Source organism: Geotoga petraea (assembly GCF_900102615.1).
GTDB classification, from domain to species: domain Bacteria; phylum Thermotogota; class Thermotogae; order Petrotogales; family Petrotogaceae; genus Geotoga; species Geotoga petraea.
This window is the reverse complement of the sequence record NZ_FMYV01000003.1, coordinates 106,488-123,285: the sequence shown is the minus strand read 5'-3', so window position 1 is coordinate 123,285 and position 16,798 is coordinate 106,488. Positions and strand designations below refer to the sequence as shown.

The window sequence follows — 16,798 nt, the reverse complement described above, 5'->3', positions numbered from 1 at the left end:
GGGATAAAATATGCAGCAAGAAAAAATACAAAGAACCCTTGTTTTTTCTGATTCTGATCAGGAAGTTAGGGTTGCATTATTAGAAGGAGACGAATTATCTGAGATATTTTTTGAAGATATGGAAGCAGATAGAAATTCAGGAAAAATATTTTCAGGTAGAATAGAAAATGAAGTGAAAAGTCTTGAGGCCTTTTTTGTTAATATAGGCATGAAAAAAAACGGATTTTTAAGGTTTAAAGATCTTGTTGGACTACCTAATGAGTACAGAAAAGGAGACATGCTCTTAGTTCAAGTCAGAAAAGATGGAACAAATAGAAAAGGTCCTCAACTATCTATGCAAATAAACCTTCCCGGTAGATATGTAGTATACATGCCATATGGAGAGGGTAGTATTGGTATATCAAGAAGAATAACAGACCAAGACGAAAGAGATAGAATAAGAGAAATTGCAGAAGACGTTATTTACGAAACAGAAGGTTTGATATTTCGAACGAATTGTCAGGGAGTTGACAGAGAAACAATTGAAGAAGAAGTCCTTCAGCTGAGAAATTTGATGAGGGATATTGTAATTAAATTCAACAAAACAAGCAAACCAGATATACTCTATTCTGAAGAAGATTTTGTTGAATACATTGTAAGAGAAAGAATGGACAATAAAACAGTAAAAATAGTCGTCGATTCGAGGAATCTATACAATAAAATACAAAATATCTTGACAGAATTCGAACAAAAACCTGCACTTGAGTTATACGATAGAGATTCGTTTAACTACAAAAATATATATGAACAATTAGAAGACATTTTTGCAAGAAAAATACCTCTAAAATCTGGGGGTACTATAACTATAGATAAAGCAGAAGCATTGACAGTCATAGATGTTGATTCAGCAAGTAACGTAAAAGGGAAAAATGTTGAAGAAACTTCTTTTTCAACTAATAAAGAAGCAGCTTACGAAATAGCAAGGCAGATGAGATTAAGAAACCTTGCTGGAATGATAATAATAGACTTTATTGATATGAACGTTCCTAAACACAGAGAAAAGATAATAAATATAATTACTGAAGAAAGTAAAAAAGACAAAGCAAGGGTTACCATTGTTGGGTTCACACATTTAGGTCTTTTAGAGGTTACGAGAAAAAGAACAAGTGCAGCTATAGAATCATTGGTTTTTTCTCCTTGCCCTATTTGCCATGGAACTGGAAGAGTTGCAGCCCCAGCAGTTATATACAATAGAATGATAAAAGATATAGAGGATTCATTAAGTGATCTAAAAGATCATGAAATAAAAGAACTGATAATTAGCGTTTACCATAATCTGTCTGGATATGTAACTCCAGAGGTGAGAAAAGAATTAGAAACTAAAAATAACATAAAAATAAATTTTGAATTCAATTGGAATGATCCAAACTCTTACAATATCAGATTTAAAAAATAGGTGATAAAATGAAAAAAATAGTGAAATACATATTTTTATCAAGTGGGTTGATAGTAGTTTTTGTATTTATTTTGAATATTATCTTGGCACTGACAGGGCCAGATTCGAATTTAGAATATTTGGTAACCAGTGGAAATGCAAATGGTACATCTTTTAATGAGTATATAAACCAAGAAGGAACTGTCCCAATAAAAAGTAAATACTCTTACTTTACAGAGATAGACGAACCAGGAGTAGTTTTCACAAAAATAATTAAATTTAAAGATGATAAATATTTCATATTGGGTTACAATGCAGGAGAAAACATTTTGTTTGAAACAGATATTTCTGGAAATGTTTTATCAAAAAGAGTGATAGAAAAAGGTAATGTAAGATTTTATGATCTTACTTATTTTAACAATGTCATCAACTTTGTAGGCGAAAAGGAAAATAAACCTTATATACTTTCAATAAACGAATCAGGGTCAAAGCTATGGTCAGAAGTATACAATTTTGGTGGTTCTTTTAGCTTTATTAAACCATTATCTACTGGATACCTAATAGGTGGTTATAAATATACTGAGAATAATAAACAATCATATATACTGGAAATAAATGAGGTTGGTACTAAAATATGGGAAGACACCTATGGAAGATCTGATGATGAAGAACTTTTAGATGCATTTTTGTTTGGAAGTCAAATTTACACTGTGGGAAATACAAATTCCAACCCAAGAAAACAAAAAGATTTATTGTTTTTGAGATATAGCACTGACGGTATAAGAAATTTCCAAGGAGAATACGGAGATCAATATTATGATGAATATCCTGCCTCTATCATAATAGATAAAGAGGGATACGTATATGTGGGGGGCTATTCAATCCCTTCCGGAAAAACAACTTGGCAAAACTTTTTTTTCAAATCTATAAAAAATTTGGAAGAAAATGGAGAAATAAAAACGCTTAAATTTGACAGTCACAGCATTCAAAATCTATCGAGAATTACTTCTATGGTTTTAGACAATGATAATTTATATATGGGTGGTTTTTCTGTAGAAAAATGGCCTGATTACAATGGTTTTATAAGAATAAATAATAAAAACGGAGTATTAATCGAACAAAAAATATACGGCAAATCAGATGAAGAACGATTTTATGATTTTATTATAGCAAATGATAAAAGTGTAATAGCCGTTGGATACATCAAAAGAAATGATATTGTCTATCCTTTATTGATGAAAACTGATAGCGATTTAAGAATCCCTGAATATGAAAGATAGTCAATTATTGATTAAATTAGAATTTTAAGAAAGTCGTTACAACTTGTAACTTGACAAAATCTTGGAGAGCAGTTATAATTATTTACGGTTATCGAATGAATACAGATACCAAATCACATTCATGTGACCCGCTAGCTCAGATGGCAGAGCATTTGACTTTTAATCAAAGGGCCCTGGGTTCGAATCCCAGGCGGGTCACCATTTTTTTATGAATTTCGGATTGCGCGAGTGGCGGAATTGGCAGACGCGCTGGACTTAGAATCCAGTGGAGTGATCCGTGTGGGTTCAACTCCCACCTCGCGCACCATGAATTTGCGAATGTAGCTCAGTGGTAGAGCACTTGCTTGCCAAGCAAGGGGTCGCGGGTTCGAATCCCGTCTTTCGCTCCATAAACTCCAGACTTATTAAAGTCTGGAGTTTTTTTTGTTAATTTACAATATTTATCACACAATTTCCCACAAATTTTTGATTATTCTTTTATACTTAAAAACTACAATATTAGTGTAATCAAAAATAAGAGGAGGTAGTAAAAATGAAAAAGATTTTATTAGTAGCAGTTATTGGATTATTGTCATTGAGTATTTTTGCTTTTGGAGGAAATGGGTACAACACAAAGGCTAACCCAGATACAAGAGGTGGTTATTACCAAGAAGATAACTTCAACCAACTACAGAATGGATATAACAAAAGAATGCCTGAAAACAGAAATCAGATGCCTATGAACAGACGGATGCCAATTCAAAGAAATATGGGAAGTTTTGACAATGGTTTCAGAAACGCAGGAGAAAATACTATGGTTACTTTAGAACTATTAATTGATAAATATTCTCCAGAGTTAGCAAAGGATTTTAATTCTCTTCAAGAAGAAATACTACAATTAAGAGAAGAACAACAAACTCAACTAAGAACAAGAGATTTTTCAAATGATGATCCTATACAAATTAGAGATAGAATAAATAACAGTTTAGAGCTTAGAGGAATGTATTCTGAATTGATGTCTGAATATCAACAAAATGATGAAGAAGAAATAAAAGAAATTTTAGAAAGAATTGTTAATACAATGAGAGAAACTATAGATAATTTTGAAACTGAAGAAATTGAATAAAAATGTTATATAATAAACATATAAGCCACTTGAAAAAGTGGCTTTTTTTGCAAAATGAATAATTAGAAATCGGAGATTTCTGTTGGAGAAACTGGTGAAAAATTGTTTCACAAATTCAGTTGGAAGTTAAATTGCATAGCATTTTAACTAAGAGGAGGTTTTTATGGATATAAAAGTTTTTTTAGTAGAAGACGAAGAAGATTTAAACAAAGTTCTAACTTCATATTTAAAAAAAGAAAATTGGATAGTCAAAAGTTTTTATGATGGAGACTCTGCTATATCTTCTATAGATGAACAACCAGACCTCTGGATCTTGGATATTATGCTACCAGATATAGATGGATATGAAATAATAAAAGAGATTAAACAGAAAACGCCTAACACACCAGTTATCTTTATTTCTGCAAGAGATGCACAAATCGATAGAGTTGTTGGTCTGGATATGGGAAGTGATGATTATTTAGCAAAACCTTTTTTACCAAGAGAACTTGTTATAAGGGCTAAAAGAATCCTTCAAAGAACACATAATCTTACTGAAAATGATGAAAACATAAATATATCAAGCTATACGATAGATTTTACAAAAAGAAAGGTGTTAGATAAAAAAAATAATGAAATTGATCTAACATCCAAAGAGTTTGATATGATTGCTTTTTTTGCAAATAATGCTAATAATGCATTTTCAAGAGAAAAACTTCTGGAAAAAATTTGGGGTTATGATTATTACGGTTCTGAAAGGGTTGTCGACGATTTGATTCGACGGCTAAGAAAAAAAATGCCAGATATTGGGATAGAAACAATTTATGGATATGGTTATAGGATGGTTAAAAAATGAAGATAAAAAAGAGATCTCTTTTTTGGGAGATAATTTTCTATTTCACTGTAGCTATTTTAATAACTTTGATTTCTATTTGGACTATAAATAGAATAGCTTTAAGAAACTTTTTTACCAACGAAACTTACAATAACATTGAAGCTGCTCAAAAATATGTGGTGGAAACTGGTAGAATTGGTATTATGAACATGATGAATTCAAGACAAGATACATCAGAGAGTCAGCTTTTACGTGAAATAAGAAGCGTAGAACACATCATAATGGATAAAAATATGAATATAGTTAATATGCGGGGTATGAATCGAATAAATCAAGATACAAGATTTATTGAAAATATAGTTGAAAATATTAAATCAGATAAAGTTAAAGGCGAATACAAAGTCCCGTCCAACAATGAAGTTATATACTATAAAATCAGAGAAGTTGACTTAAACAATAGCAGTTTTTATTTGGTTTCTTACCTACCAAATGAATATAAAGTTGAACTCGAAAACACTCTTTTTAAACAATTATTAATTGGTTCTTTGATTCCATTGATAGTATCAATGTTTTTTGCAGCTCTATTTTCAAAAAGGCTTTCCACCCCTTTAATAAAATTACAGAAAGTTGTGAACAAAATAGCAAAGAGACAATGGGAAGAAAAGGTTGAAATCGATAGAAAAGACGAAATAGGGTCTTTAGCTGAATCTATAGAAAAAATGAGAAAAAAGTTAATTGAAAATGACAAATCACAAGAAGCCTCACTACAATATATTTCTCATGAGCTCAAAACACCTATAATGATCATGAGAAGCTATACACAGTCTATCAAAGATGGAATTTTTCCAAAAGACGATTTAGAAAGTTCATTAGACGTAATAGAAAAAGAAAGTCTTCTTTTAGAAAAAAGGATAAAAGACATGATTTTATTTTCAAAGCTAAAATATATATCTGGTTATCAGAAAGATCAAAACAAACTAAATTTAAAAAATATCATAACTGACGTTTACGACAGATTCAAAGATTTTAACGAAAATATCAAATGGAATATTGATTTAGAAGATGTTGAAATTAAAGCCAATGAAGAGCAATGGACTATTATTTTTGAAAATATATTAGAAAATTTTGTAAGATATGCTAATAATATAATAGAAATAAATTTGGAAGAAACAGACAATTCAATAGTGATAAGATTGTTTAACGACGGCCCCAAAATCGAAAAAAATATTTTCGAAAATATTTTCTTCGCTTATGAAAAAGGTAAAAAGGGTGAAAATGGACTTGGTTTGGCAATTGTGAAAAGAATTGTAAATCTTTATGGGGGTAAAATTTATGCTAAAAATGAGAAAAATGGTGTTGCATTCTACATAGAAATTGAAAGATAATCTATTTCTTGGGGGGATTTCATGACAGAAAAAGAAATAAAGAAAAATGTAAATTTATGTGATGAAAAAGGGAATTTAAACGAAAAAAGTGTAGGATGGTCTAGAAGTCCTATATTTAATTTAAATCTAAAGAAACATATTTTCAGAAAGAAAAGATGGAACTATTGGGCATTTATTAATGACGATTGCCTTTTTTCTGTTACTATAACCGATCTTGACTATGCTGGTATGGCTTTTATATATTTTTATGATTTTAATACTGGATATTTTGCTGAAAAAACAATTACAACATTATTTGGTAAAGACGTAAAAATTAGCAATGAAGTGTATTCTGATACAATCTTTGATAACGATAAAATGAAAATAAAGATGATTTACGAAAATGAAAAAACAAAAATAGAAGTACAAACAAATGATTTTGATTCAAAACATTTTAAGGCAGAATTGACAGTTTATCAACCAAAAGATTACGACACTCTCAATGTTGTAATACCTTGGGATAAAAAACATTTTCAATTTACTTCAAAACAAGAAGGGTTAGCTTGCGAAGGATTTATCAGATTAGATGATAAGAAGCATATACTAAAAAAAGATTTTTCATTTGCTACGCTTGATTTTGGTAGAGGTGTTTGGCCTTATAAAATCAGTTGGAACTGGGCAAATGCTGGAGGACATTCAGAAGATAAAAGAATAGGCTTAAACTTAGGAGCAAAGTGGACAGACAACACTGGTATGACAGAAAACGCCGTAGTAATAGATGGAAACTTGATTAAAATTAGTGAAGAGGTTATTTTTTCTTATGATAAAAACGATTTGATAAAACCTTGGAAGCTAAAAACAAAAGAAACCGACAAAGTGGATTTGACTTTTACTCCTGTATATAAGAGACATGCTCAAACAAACTTTGTAATTATAAAATCCAACATCTACCAAATGATTGGCTATTTTTCTGGATATATCAAAGATGAATATAACAACAAAATCTATATAAATAAATTACCCGGGTGTTCAGAAGAACATTTCGCAAAATGGTAAAACAAAAGGCATCTTAAGATGCCTTTTGTTTATTCTTCTAATTCAGTGAACCCTATCCCTATAGCACCTGGGCCAGAATGTGCACCAATCACCGCCCCCAACATACCAGAATAAATTTCACCTTCATAATTCAATTTTTCTCTCAATTTCTCCACCATATAATTTTCGTCTTCTTCAAACATAGCACTCCTTGTACAGAGAATTACTTTTTTAGGGTCTTTTATTCTATCTACTATTATATCAACCATTTTATCTAAGGATTTTTTCCTTGTTCTAACCGCTTTTATAGGTTTAACAACGCCATCCACAAATTCACTTATTGGTTTTATATTCAAAAGAGTGCCGACAAACTCTGTAGCTCCACCTATTCTTCCACCGGCTTTCATATATTTCAATGTTTTCACACTGAATATTGTGGTAGTCTTTTTGACAGATTCTTTAGCTATTTTGGATATTTCTTCAAAAGATTTTACCCCTTTTTTAATCAATTCTGCAATTTTTATTTCCAATGCCGCTTGTCCACACGTACAAGTTCGAGTATCTATTAAAGTTATTTTTGAATCTTCATATTTTTTGGTGAAATCGTTTTTTGCTATATAAGCGTTTTGGTAACTCGCAGATAATTCGTTTGATATTGTTGTAACTATAAACTCTTTAAATCCTTTATCATACTTTTCTTTAAATGCTTTGAACCAATCTTCAGAATTAGGTGCCGCTGTTTTGGGAACTTTGTTAGGGTTTTCTGCCATTTTGTTATAGAATTCTTCATCTGATATATCCTTTCCTTGAACAAGATAATCTTCGCCATCAAACGTAATGTAAAAAGGAATTTTAACAATGTTATATTTCTCAGAAATTTCTTTTGGTAAATTGCTTGCAAAATCAACGATCTGTGCTATTTTATTCATAAAAATCCCCCTTGATAAATTTTTTGTCAATATAATTATATCAATTTATAATCAAAAATAAAATAACCAGTTCAAAAAATTGACTTTTTCTTTCATATAATATATGATAAAGTTGAATATTATTATAAAATTAAGGGGGGACCATATGAATCTGAAAATAGGACAAAAACTTATACTTTTTTTTGTAGTTTTTTTGATAGCTTCTATAAGTATTGTTGTAGCCCTTTATAGTAACACTATATTGAATATAGCAACTGATTTGAGAGACGATAACCTTGAAAGTGTGTTTAAATTAACTACAGAAGTAATAGATCAAAAAATGCCTGGAGATTGGAACATCCAAGATGGTGAACTTTACAAAGGTGAAATAAAGATTTCTGGAAACCAACAAATAGTTAATAATTTGAAAAACATAACTAATGCAGATATCACTTTTTTTGTTGGAAATAAAAGAATTGCAACAACAATCAAAAATGAAAATGGCGATTTGGTACTCAACACTAATTTAAATAGAGATTTGTATAATAGAGTACAGAATGAGAGCGTAATTTATACTGATTCTGAACTTTTTGGAACTCTTTATAGATCAGTTTATTCAGAACTTACAAATAATGGAAGAACTGTTGGAGTATTCTTCATGGGATTTGATAACCAAGATATAGAGAACCAAGCAGTATCAACTATATGGACCTCTCTAATTATTTCTATAGTTATAGCAATCATAGGTTCAATTCTCTTCTTTTTTTATATAAACAGGGGAATAACTTCCCCATTAAAATATTTATCCTCCCAAGTAATAGATTTTGGAAAAGGAAATTTAAAAGTTAGATTTAAACAAAAGACTCAAGATTCTATTGGCAACATGGCTGGTGCTCTCAAGGATATGACAGAAAATCTGAGAGAATCTATAATTCATATTAAAGAACAGAGCGAATTTTTAAATAAATCTTCAAATGAAATGAAAGAAATAAGCAACCAATCCAGACAATACATAAGAAATGTATTGGATGACTTGAGTGATTTCAGTAATCAAACCGATGAAGTTTCAACTAATGTAAACGAAATAAATGCTGCTATAGAAGAAATAAGTTCAAGTTCCGAAAATATAGCAAAGGCTGCACAAGAACTATCCAAAAAATCAAATGAAACAGCGGAAATTGCAAACAATGGCACAGATATTGTTACTGCTTCTGGTAAAATTATTTTAGAAACTGTTGCGCAAGCTGAAGAAAACGAAAAAACTTCAACTGAAGTTTCAAATAGCGCAGAAGAAGTTGGAAGAATTTTAGAAACTATTAATTCTATTACTGAACAAACTAACTTACTCGCTTTGAATGCAGCTATTGAAGCATCTCGGGCTGGCGAAGCTGGTAGAGGGTTTTCCGTTGTTGCAGATGAGATAAGAAAACTGGCAGAAGAAAGTCAATCCGCAACGGAAGAAATCGCAAAGATATTGAACAATGTAAAAAGTGGCGCTAAAAAAGCTAAAAATGTTTCAAATAAAACCAAAGATATGATTGAAAAAGTTAATACAGATTTCCGAGAAATAGAAAATAAGTTTAAGAACATCAATTCTAATGTATTGCAGATGAACACTATGATAGAGGACTTAACTTCTTCAAGTGAAGAGCAATCAGCATCAACAGAAGAAATAAGTGGAACTATGAACTCCATTTCAGAAGCGATGGAAGAAATGAAAAACAAAATTGATGGTATTAACGAAGCTATGGGGCAACAGGTTAAAAATATTGAAAGTGTTGCTTCACATTCTGATGAATTAAAAGATTTGTCTGACAGTTTAAAAAAATCAATCAGTCAATACGATATATAATTTATTAATAATCAAAGGGGTGGATTTCCACTCCTTTTTATATTTTGGAAACATAAAATTGTTAAAATTCATAAGGATTATATATTTTTATTAACTCCAGAATAAGGAGGTTATTGGTTTGATCAAAGTAGAACATATAAAAAAATATTATGGAAAATACCTTGGTGTAGAGGACATTAGTTTTAAAATAAAAAAAGGTGAAATATATGGTCTGATAGGTCCTAACGGTGCCGGTAAAACAACTACTATCAGAGCTATGATGGGTATGATTTCCATTGATAAAGGTGAAATCACAATTGGAGGTAAAAAAATACCACACGACTTGAAAAAGATTAAAAATCAAATAGGTTATTTACCTGGAGAAGTCAACTTCTATGAAACTATGAAAGTTAAGGATTTTTTTGATTTCAACGACAGATTTTATAAAAATATAGATAAAGAATATGAAAATGAGCTAATAAAATTATTGGAACTTGAAACAAACAAAAAGTTCAAAGAGCTTTCTATGGGAAACAAAAAAAAGGTTGGTATAATCCAGGCTATTATACATAAGCCTGATTATATAATATTTGACGAGCCAACAAACGGTCTCGACCCTTTACTCCAACAAAAATTGTACGGCATTTTAAAAAGAGAAAAAGAAAGAGGTGCCACAATTCTTTTTTCATCTCATATACTCTCAGAAGTTGAAAAAATTTGTGATAGAGTTGGTATAGTAAAAAAAGGAAAGATAATCAAAGAAAACACTATAGATGAGTTATCAAAAATGTATAAAAAAGCCATATCAATCTATAAGCTTGATGACAAAAATAAATTTAAAGATTTTGAAATAAAGGAAGAAACAGATTCTTTTATAACTTATTTTGTAAAAAACCAAAATTTGAACAAATTTTTTGATATTTTATCCAGTTGCACATATGAAGACATAGAAATAAAAAGGCCTTCTCTTGAAGAAATATTCATTGATTATTACAGGAGTGATGAAGAATGAACTTCAACTTGTTGAAAAAAGAAATTAAATTCACATATAAAAGCTCGATATTATGGACATTATTGTTCGTTTTATTTACAAGTATGTATATACCTATTAGTAATCAACTTCTCTCTCAATCAGGAGATTTGTTAAAATTTATCAATAACATGCCAAGATTTCTTCTTGAATCTTTTAATTTCAACGAGCAAGTGTTTACAAAACCAGAAGGAATATTTGGCTCAGAAGGCATGAGTTTTGTGTACATATTGGGCGCAGTTTTCGCAACAATGCTAATAAGTAATGTTTTTGCCAGAGAATACGAGAAAGGGACCATAGAATATCTATGTGTAAAGCCAATTAGTAGGTCTACACTATACATAACAAAGTTCATTAACATAATTATAAATATTCTTTTTTTAAACATAATATTTACTATTTCAGTAGTTTCAATGTATGCGATTTTTATGGAATATGAATACAATCCAGAAATATTAATAGGGTTTGGGATATATTCTTTTACAGTTCAAATATTCTTCTCGTCACTATCAGTGATAATAAGTATTTTAACACAAAACAGTTCTTCAAACATGGGTTTTTCTTTTGCCATTCTAATCTTCATGTCTTTTGGAGATACGATGGCAAACATAATAGATGCGACAAGCTGGATAAAATATTTTAGTATATTTCATTATATTCCATTAACGGAAACTGTTTTAGAAGAAAAAATCTTTTGGATTAATTCAATAATAATCATACTTATCTCACTCGGTATATACTATTTTTCCTATTATTTGTTCAAAAACAAAGATATTAATATATAATAACAGCTTGCCTGAAAAGGTTGGTTGTTATTTTTTTGATGATTGTAAATATTTGTATTATTTTTATAACATATTGATAAATCTTATATAATTAAAAGATGTTAAAATATATAATAGGAGGAATTTATGAATAGATATTTTTTCAAGCAAGATGCAGTTACTTTAGCCAAAGATCTGCTTGGCAAGATGCTGGTAAGAAAAGTGGAAGGAAGAATAATTAACTCTTTGATAACAGAGACTGAGGCATATGTGGGACCTGAAGACAAAGGCTCTCATGCTTACAACAACAAAAGAACCAAAAGAACAGAAACTATGTTTAAAGAAGGTGGGCACGCATACATCTACCTAATCTATGGGATGTACAATTGCTTAAACATTGTTTGCTCTGAAAAAGATAAACCAGAAGCTGTTTTGATTAGAGCTGTAGAGCCTTTAAACGAAATCGAATATATTAGGATGAATAGAAAAATTAAATCAAATAAGGTCGAAGACCTCACAAACGGTCCTGGAAAATTATGTCAAGCACTTGATATCGATACATCCTTAGATGGTATAGACCTTTTAAATAATAGTGTTCTTTATATACAAGATAACTTATCAAATCACGAAATAGTTGCTTCAAAAAGAATAAACATAGATTATGCCGGAGAATACGCAAATAAATTATGGAGATTTTATATAAAAGGCAACAAATTTATATCGAAAAAATAGTGGAGGGGCAAAAAAAATGGAATTAACTAAAAGCGATTATAAAAAGATCCATCAATTCCAAAAAGATGAAATTACAGAATGCCGTATTTATGAAAAATTATCAAAAAGAGTAAAAGATGAAAATAATAAACAAGTTCTTTCTGATATCGCAGATGATGAAAAGAAACATTACGATTTTTGGGAGGATGTATCTGGTAAAAAAATTTCTCCTAATTATTTTAAAGTTTATTTATTTTATTTTATCAGTGTTGTTTTTGGTTTAGTCTTTGGAATTAAACTCTTAGAAAAGGGAGAAGAACAAGCACAAGATGTTTATGGAGACATAACAAACAAAATAGAAGGCGTAAAAGAGATTATTAGTGATGAATACGATCATGAAAGTAAACTTATAGCAATGATAGATGATGATAGATTAAATTATGTTGGCTCAGTTGTCTTGGGATTAAACGATGCATTAGTAGAATTAACAGGCACTTTAGCCGGTTTAACATTTGCATTGAGAAATACAAATTTAATAGCTATTTCTGGTCTAATCACTGGTATAGCTGCCTCTTTTTCAATGGCTGCTTCAGAATACTTAGCAAAAAAATCTGACGGTGATGAAGATGCTCTTAAATCTTCTTTATATACCGGATTAGCTTATATTGTGACAGTTACTCTCTTGGTGTTACCTTATTTGTTAATTAGTCAATACTTCATTTCTCTCATAGTAACCTTAGCTGTTGCAGTACTTGTAATTGTATTTTTTAATTTTTATATAGCAATTGCAAAAGATCTTTCTTTTAAAAAAAGATTCTTAGAAATGTTTGCAATAAGTATGGGGGTTGCAGTATTCTCATTCTTAGTTGGTTATCTTGTAAGAATCTTTTTTGGAGTAGATATTTAAAAAAACATCGGCCCAAAAATTTTGGGCCGCTTTTTTTATATTTTATAAATATCTGTGATATCCTTTAATTTTTTTGATATTTCCAATAACTTCGAGCTATCTTTATTGATTTTATATGAAAGATTTCTTTCATCTTTTGAAATTTCATGGATATTATCGATTTCTTTTTTTAGATAATCTGTTTCTTCGTATATCTTTTCGGAGATATTTTTCAATGATATGGATTTATCGTTTTGAGAAACTGATATATCTTTCATCTTAGATATCATATTATCCAAAAACTTGACTTCTGAAGATATTTCTTTAAAATGTCTTTGTGCTTTATCTAAATTGTCTGAAGAATGTTGTATAGCCTTTTGAGATTTTTGAGTGGCTATCTTTGAATCCTCTGAATAATTTTTTACATCTTTCAAGATATTCGAAATTTCTTCTGTAGCATTTTTACTTTGATCGGCGAGTTTTCTTATTTCACCGGCAACTACTGAAAATCCTTTTCCCGCTTCTCCAGCTCTGGCAGCTTCAATAGAAGCATTCAGTGATAACAAATTAGTTTGCTCGGTAATTGTATTTATAGTATTTAAGATTTTTTCAATTTCTAAAGCATGTTTTATTAACTCATTAACAGACTCAGAAGTTACCTTTATATCTTTTACAGCCTCTTGAGAGATACTGGCAGTTTCTTTTAAATTTAATTCTCCTTTATCCGATAGTTCTCCTACTTTTTCTGAATAATCTTTTAAATCTTTTGAAAAGCTCTGCAACTCATTAGAGGTTTTTAAAATATCGTAAGAATTTTCTTTTAATTCATCTATAGAAATCTTAAAATTTGATATTTTCCCACTTATATTCTCCGATTCTTCACTTATCGTAGAGGAATTTGATGTCAATGTCTTAGAAATATTGTGAAAATCACTCGAATTACCTTTTATCTCATTTGATATGGTTTTTATTTGTTTCATATTTTCTGATAAATTTCTCCCCATATCTTGTAATTCAACTGCAATTTTTCCAATTTCATCTTTTGATTTTACCAAAAAATTAGTTCTTAAATTACCATTTTTAAATTCATGGATACTTTTTGATATTGTTCTAAGGGGAGCAGAAATAACCCCACTAACTATAACGGAAATAAATATGAATAATATAATAGCAAAGAAAAATGTGTACATTAATATGTTGGTTAAATCATTTACACCTCTAAACAATATATTTTTATCCATAATAAGTATTAACTTCCAATTTGGTGTATTGTTTATACTTCCATGTATCAAAACTTTTTCTCCGGAATATGCTAAATCATAATCTGTTTTATAAATTTGATCCAGAGTTTTGGCATCAAAATCTATTGTCTCTTCCGATTCAGTGTACATCATTTCACCATTTTTATTTATTATTGTGCCAAAACCTTCTCCATCTATACTAATTTCTTTTAATATATTTTCTATAGGATCAAATTTAATAAAAACACCATAAGACCCCAACAATTTTTTTGTTCCCTCTTGAACATCATTTAAACTCAGTACAACGTAAAAACCTTCCTCGTTCCTCTCATTTTTTGTGAGATCACTAATATAAAAGTCTTTCCCCTGCTCAACGATACTCTTATAAAAAGGTTTATCAGAATAATCTTTTTCTCCATCAATTACTGACCAACCCTCTTTATCCTTTCCCGTAATGAAAACATCATAAAATCTTTCTTCGTTATTTTTCAATGTTTCTTCAAACTCGTATTCTATCATTCCCCAATCTTCTAAAATTGCTGCATCCTGCATCAACCAACTTGCATCAACATATTTTCTTAAATCTGTTTTTACTCCCTCAAGATAGGTTGATATTTGCTCAGATCTTGATTTAATAACTTCTTGACTAAGAGATTGTATCAAATTTGTGGCTATGCTCGTATTTTGAGAGTTTGTAATTACGAAAATAAATACAAAAAATATTACCAAAACTAAAGAAAAAATTATGGTGATCTTTTGACTGAGTTTTTTCAATGATAATCCTCCTAAATTAATTTTTCTTCATCTTTTTATTTTTATACATTTTTTCATCTGCACTACTTATAAAACTATCTATGTTTTTGTATAATTTATCTTTATATTCGCTTATTCCATAACTTATATTTATTGCAGGTTTATTCTCAGCTGATAATTCCCTGTTTTTAATTGATATATTATTTCTTATTTTTTTAAAAACAATATTTTCTGCATCTTCATACCCGCATGAAGGAAGAATAAGCATAAATTCGTCTCCTCCCATACGCACTGCATAATCGTTTTCTCTTATCGATGTTTTTAGAATCTCAGATATGGTTACAATATACGAATCACCAACATTGTGGCCATATTTATCATTTATCAATTTCAAATTATCTAAATCTATATAAGCAATAGAAATATGGTTATCAACAGAGTTTTCTTTTATTAATGTTTTCAAATAATCTATTCCAGAGTTTCTATTAAATAAACCAGTCATTTGATCTTTTGTTGCCTTTTCTTTCAATATTTTTTCATATTTTATTTGTTTTGTTGTATCCAATCCCGAATATATGATGTTATAAATTTTATCATTTGAATCATAAAGATATGATTTGTTTAAAGTGGTGTGCAATTCTTTTTTATTCTTTGTTATCCAAGAAACTTCTATTAATTTTTCCGAATTAGAATAAACTTTTTTACTGTTGAGACTGTACAAAAAGCGGTTGATATTTTTCCCGTAAACCTCTTCTTGAGTATATCCCACTATTTTTTCAAAAGCCTTGTTTACACTTTTTATATTATCTTTTTTATCCGTGATTAAAACTATACTCTCGATAGTGTCTAAAATCGTTTTTGAAAAAATGTATTCATTTTTCAATTTTTGCCTCACAACAAGGGCATTTTTAGTATTTTTATATATATTAAAAATCAAAATAATAAGAAATAAATTTATTATTATAAGAGAAAAAAACAAAATTTCTAAATAATTTTTATCACCTTCGACTATTTTTTCTTCGTAATTTTGATAAATTATATTCACACTATAATTACTGAATTTAACTTTTTTACCAAGCCCTATCATTGTGTCATACTTTGCTTTTTTAAACTTTTCAAATATGTACCCATCGTTGCCCATCACTTTTTTGTAGAATTCATCGTGTGTATCTACTGCTTTTATGAATTCTGTCAAATAATTTGGTCTTACTATGTATTTCCCATCTTCAGAAATTAATACTAATTCATCTTTATTGGAAACAAAATCAAGTAAAACATCCTCTTTGAATAATAGAGAAACAACAAATTCTTTTTCTTTATATTTTTTTAATTTTGAAAAAAATATATACCCTTCTTCTTCTTTTAAAAAAGATATCCTGGAAACATCTGTATTGTTTCTAAGGGTATTTTTAAAAAAATTGTATGTAGAATAACTTCTATCTATATAGTCTTTATCGTTGCTGCTAATAACTAAACCTTGTCTATCTATTATTAAAGAAGTAAAATTTGTATTTTGTAATCTTATAGTTTCTTCACCAGATAATAACTTTTCTATTTTTAATTCTTCTAATTTATTTAAAGTATCCTCGAAAAAAAACTCTAATTTATTTTCAAATACTTCAACATACATCGTGTATTCATCTTTCTTCATCTGTATTTTCT

14 protein-coding genes and 3 tRNA genes are annotated in these 16,798 nt (G+C 29.3%); 14 read left to right on the top strand and 3 right to left on the bottom strand.

Annotated features, from left to right (window positions below; all coding sequences use genetic code 11):
• Positions 1–10 precede the first annotated feature (10 nt).
• The 9 genes from BLS00_RS04485 to BLS00_RS04445 all read left to right on the top strand — a co-directional run bounded on the left by BLS00_RS04485 (position 11) and on the right by BLS00_RS04445 (position 7,033).
• Positions 11–1,435 (top strand): Rne/Rng family ribonuclease, encoded by a 1,425-nt coding sequence (locus tag BLS00_RS04485; protein WP_091403167.1) that lies wholly within the window; start codon positions 11–13, stop codon positions 1,433–1,435.
• Positions 1,436–1,443: 8 nt separating this feature from the next.
• Complete coding sequence (locus BLS00_RS04480; protein WP_091403166.1) at positions 1,444–2,694, top strand: NYN domain-containing protein; 1,251 nt, start codon at positions 1,444–1,446, stop codon at positions 2,692–2,694.
• Positions 2,695–2,819: 125 nt separating this feature from the next.
• A tRNA-Lys gene (locus BLS00_RS04475) sits at positions 2,820–2,895 on the top strand.
• Positions 2,896–2,916: 21 nt separating this feature from the next.
• Positions 2,917–3,001, top strand: a tRNA-Leu gene (locus BLS00_RS04470).
• Between the two features lie 7 nt (positions 3,002–3,008).
• A tRNA-Gly gene (locus tag BLS00_RS04465) sits at positions 3,009–3,083 on the top strand.
• A 143-nt stretch (positions 3,084–3,226) separates the two neighbouring features.
• Positions 3,227–3,799 carry a hypothetical protein gene (locus tag BLS00_RS04460; RefSeq protein WP_091403164.1) on the top strand — a complete coding sequence of 191 codons (573 nt, stop codon included), beginning with the start codon at positions 3,227–3,229 and terminating at the stop codon, positions 3,797–3,799.
• Positions 3,800–3,962: 163 nt separating this feature from the next.
• Entirely contained in the window at positions 3,963–4,634 is a 672-nt protein-coding gene (locus tag BLS00_RS04455) for a response regulator transcription factor (protein ID WP_091403163.1), read from the top strand.
• Complete coding sequence (locus BLS00_RS04450) at positions 4,631–5,998, top strand: sensor histidine kinase (RefSeq protein WP_091403161.1); 1,368 nt, start codon at positions 4,631–4,633, stop codon at positions 5,996–5,998. Before BLS00_RS04455 ends, BLS00_RS04450 begins: the two co-directional genes overlap by 4 nt.
• A gap of 21 nt (positions 5,999–6,019) precedes the next feature.
• A complete protein-coding gene (locus BLS00_RS04445; RefSeq protein WP_091403160.1) occupies positions 6,020–7,033 on the top strand; it encodes a DUF2804 domain-containing protein in 1,014 nt (337 codons plus the stop codon).
• 29 nt (positions 7,034–7,062) lie between these two features.
• Here BLS00_RS04445 and BLS00_RS04440 read toward each other — a convergent pair whose 3' ends face one another.
• A complete protein-coding gene (locus tag BLS00_RS04440) occupies positions 7,063–7,941 on the bottom strand; it encodes a DegV family protein (RefSeq protein ID WP_091403158.1) in 879 nt (292 codons plus the stop codon).
• A 145-nt stretch (positions 7,942–8,086) separates the two neighbouring features.
• Here BLS00_RS04440 and BLS00_RS04435 point away from each other — a divergent pair, with 145 nt between their 5' ends.
• From BLS00_RS04435 to BLS00_RS04415, 5 genes are all read left to right on the top strand, one after another.
• The gene (locus BLS00_RS04435) at positions 8,087–9,772 is read left to right on the top strand and encodes a methyl-accepting chemotaxis protein (protein WP_167848917.1); all 1,686 of its coding nucleotides are present in this window, start codon (positions 8,087–8,089) and stop codon (positions 9,770–9,772) included.
• Between the two features lie 118 nt (positions 9,773–9,890).
• Positions 9,891–10,763 (top strand): ABC transporter ATP-binding protein, encoded by an 873-nt coding sequence (locus tag BLS00_RS04430; protein WP_091403155.1) that lies wholly within the window; start codon positions 9,891–9,893, stop codon positions 10,761–10,763.
• Positions 10,760–11,566, top strand: a complete 807-nt coding sequence (locus tag BLS00_RS04425) for an ABC transporter permease subunit (RefSeq protein ID WP_091403153.1) — start codon at positions 10,760–10,762, stop codon at positions 11,564–11,566. The genes BLS00_RS04430 and BLS00_RS04425 overlap by 4 nt, the downstream gene beginning before the upstream one ends.
• 126 nt (positions 11,567–11,692) lie before the next feature.
• Positions 11,693–12,277: a DNA-3-methyladenine glycosylase gene (locus BLS00_RS04420; protein WP_091403152.1), complete on the top strand. Its 585-nt coding sequence runs from the start codon at positions 11,693–11,695 to the stop codon at positions 12,275–12,277.
• Positions 12,278–12,293: 16 nt separating this feature from the next.
• Positions 12,294–13,163 (top strand): VIT1/CCC1 transporter family protein, encoded by an 870-nt coding sequence (locus BLS00_RS04415; protein WP_091403150.1) that lies wholly within the window; start codon positions 12,294–12,296, stop codon positions 13,161–13,163.
• Between the two features lie 35 nt (positions 13,164–13,198).
• Here BLS00_RS04415 and BLS00_RS04410 read toward each other — a convergent pair whose 3' ends face one another.
• Together BLS00_RS04410 and BLS00_RS04405 are read right to left on the bottom strand one after the other, a co-directional pair.
• Positions 13,199–15,157 carry a methyl-accepting chemotaxis protein gene (locus BLS00_RS04410; RefSeq protein ID WP_091403149.1) on the bottom strand — a complete coding sequence of 653 codons (1,959 nt, stop codon included), beginning with the start codon at positions 15,155–15,157 and terminating at the stop codon, positions 13,199–13,201.
• Positions 15,158–15,173: 16 nt separating this feature from the next.
• Positions 15,174–16,787, bottom strand: coding sequence for a sensor domain-containing diguanylate cyclase (locus BLS00_RS04405; RefSeq protein WP_167848916.1), 1,614 nt, complete (start codon positions 16,785–16,787; stop codon positions 15,174–15,176).
• Between the last annotated feature and the right edge of the window lie 11 nt (positions 16,788–16,798).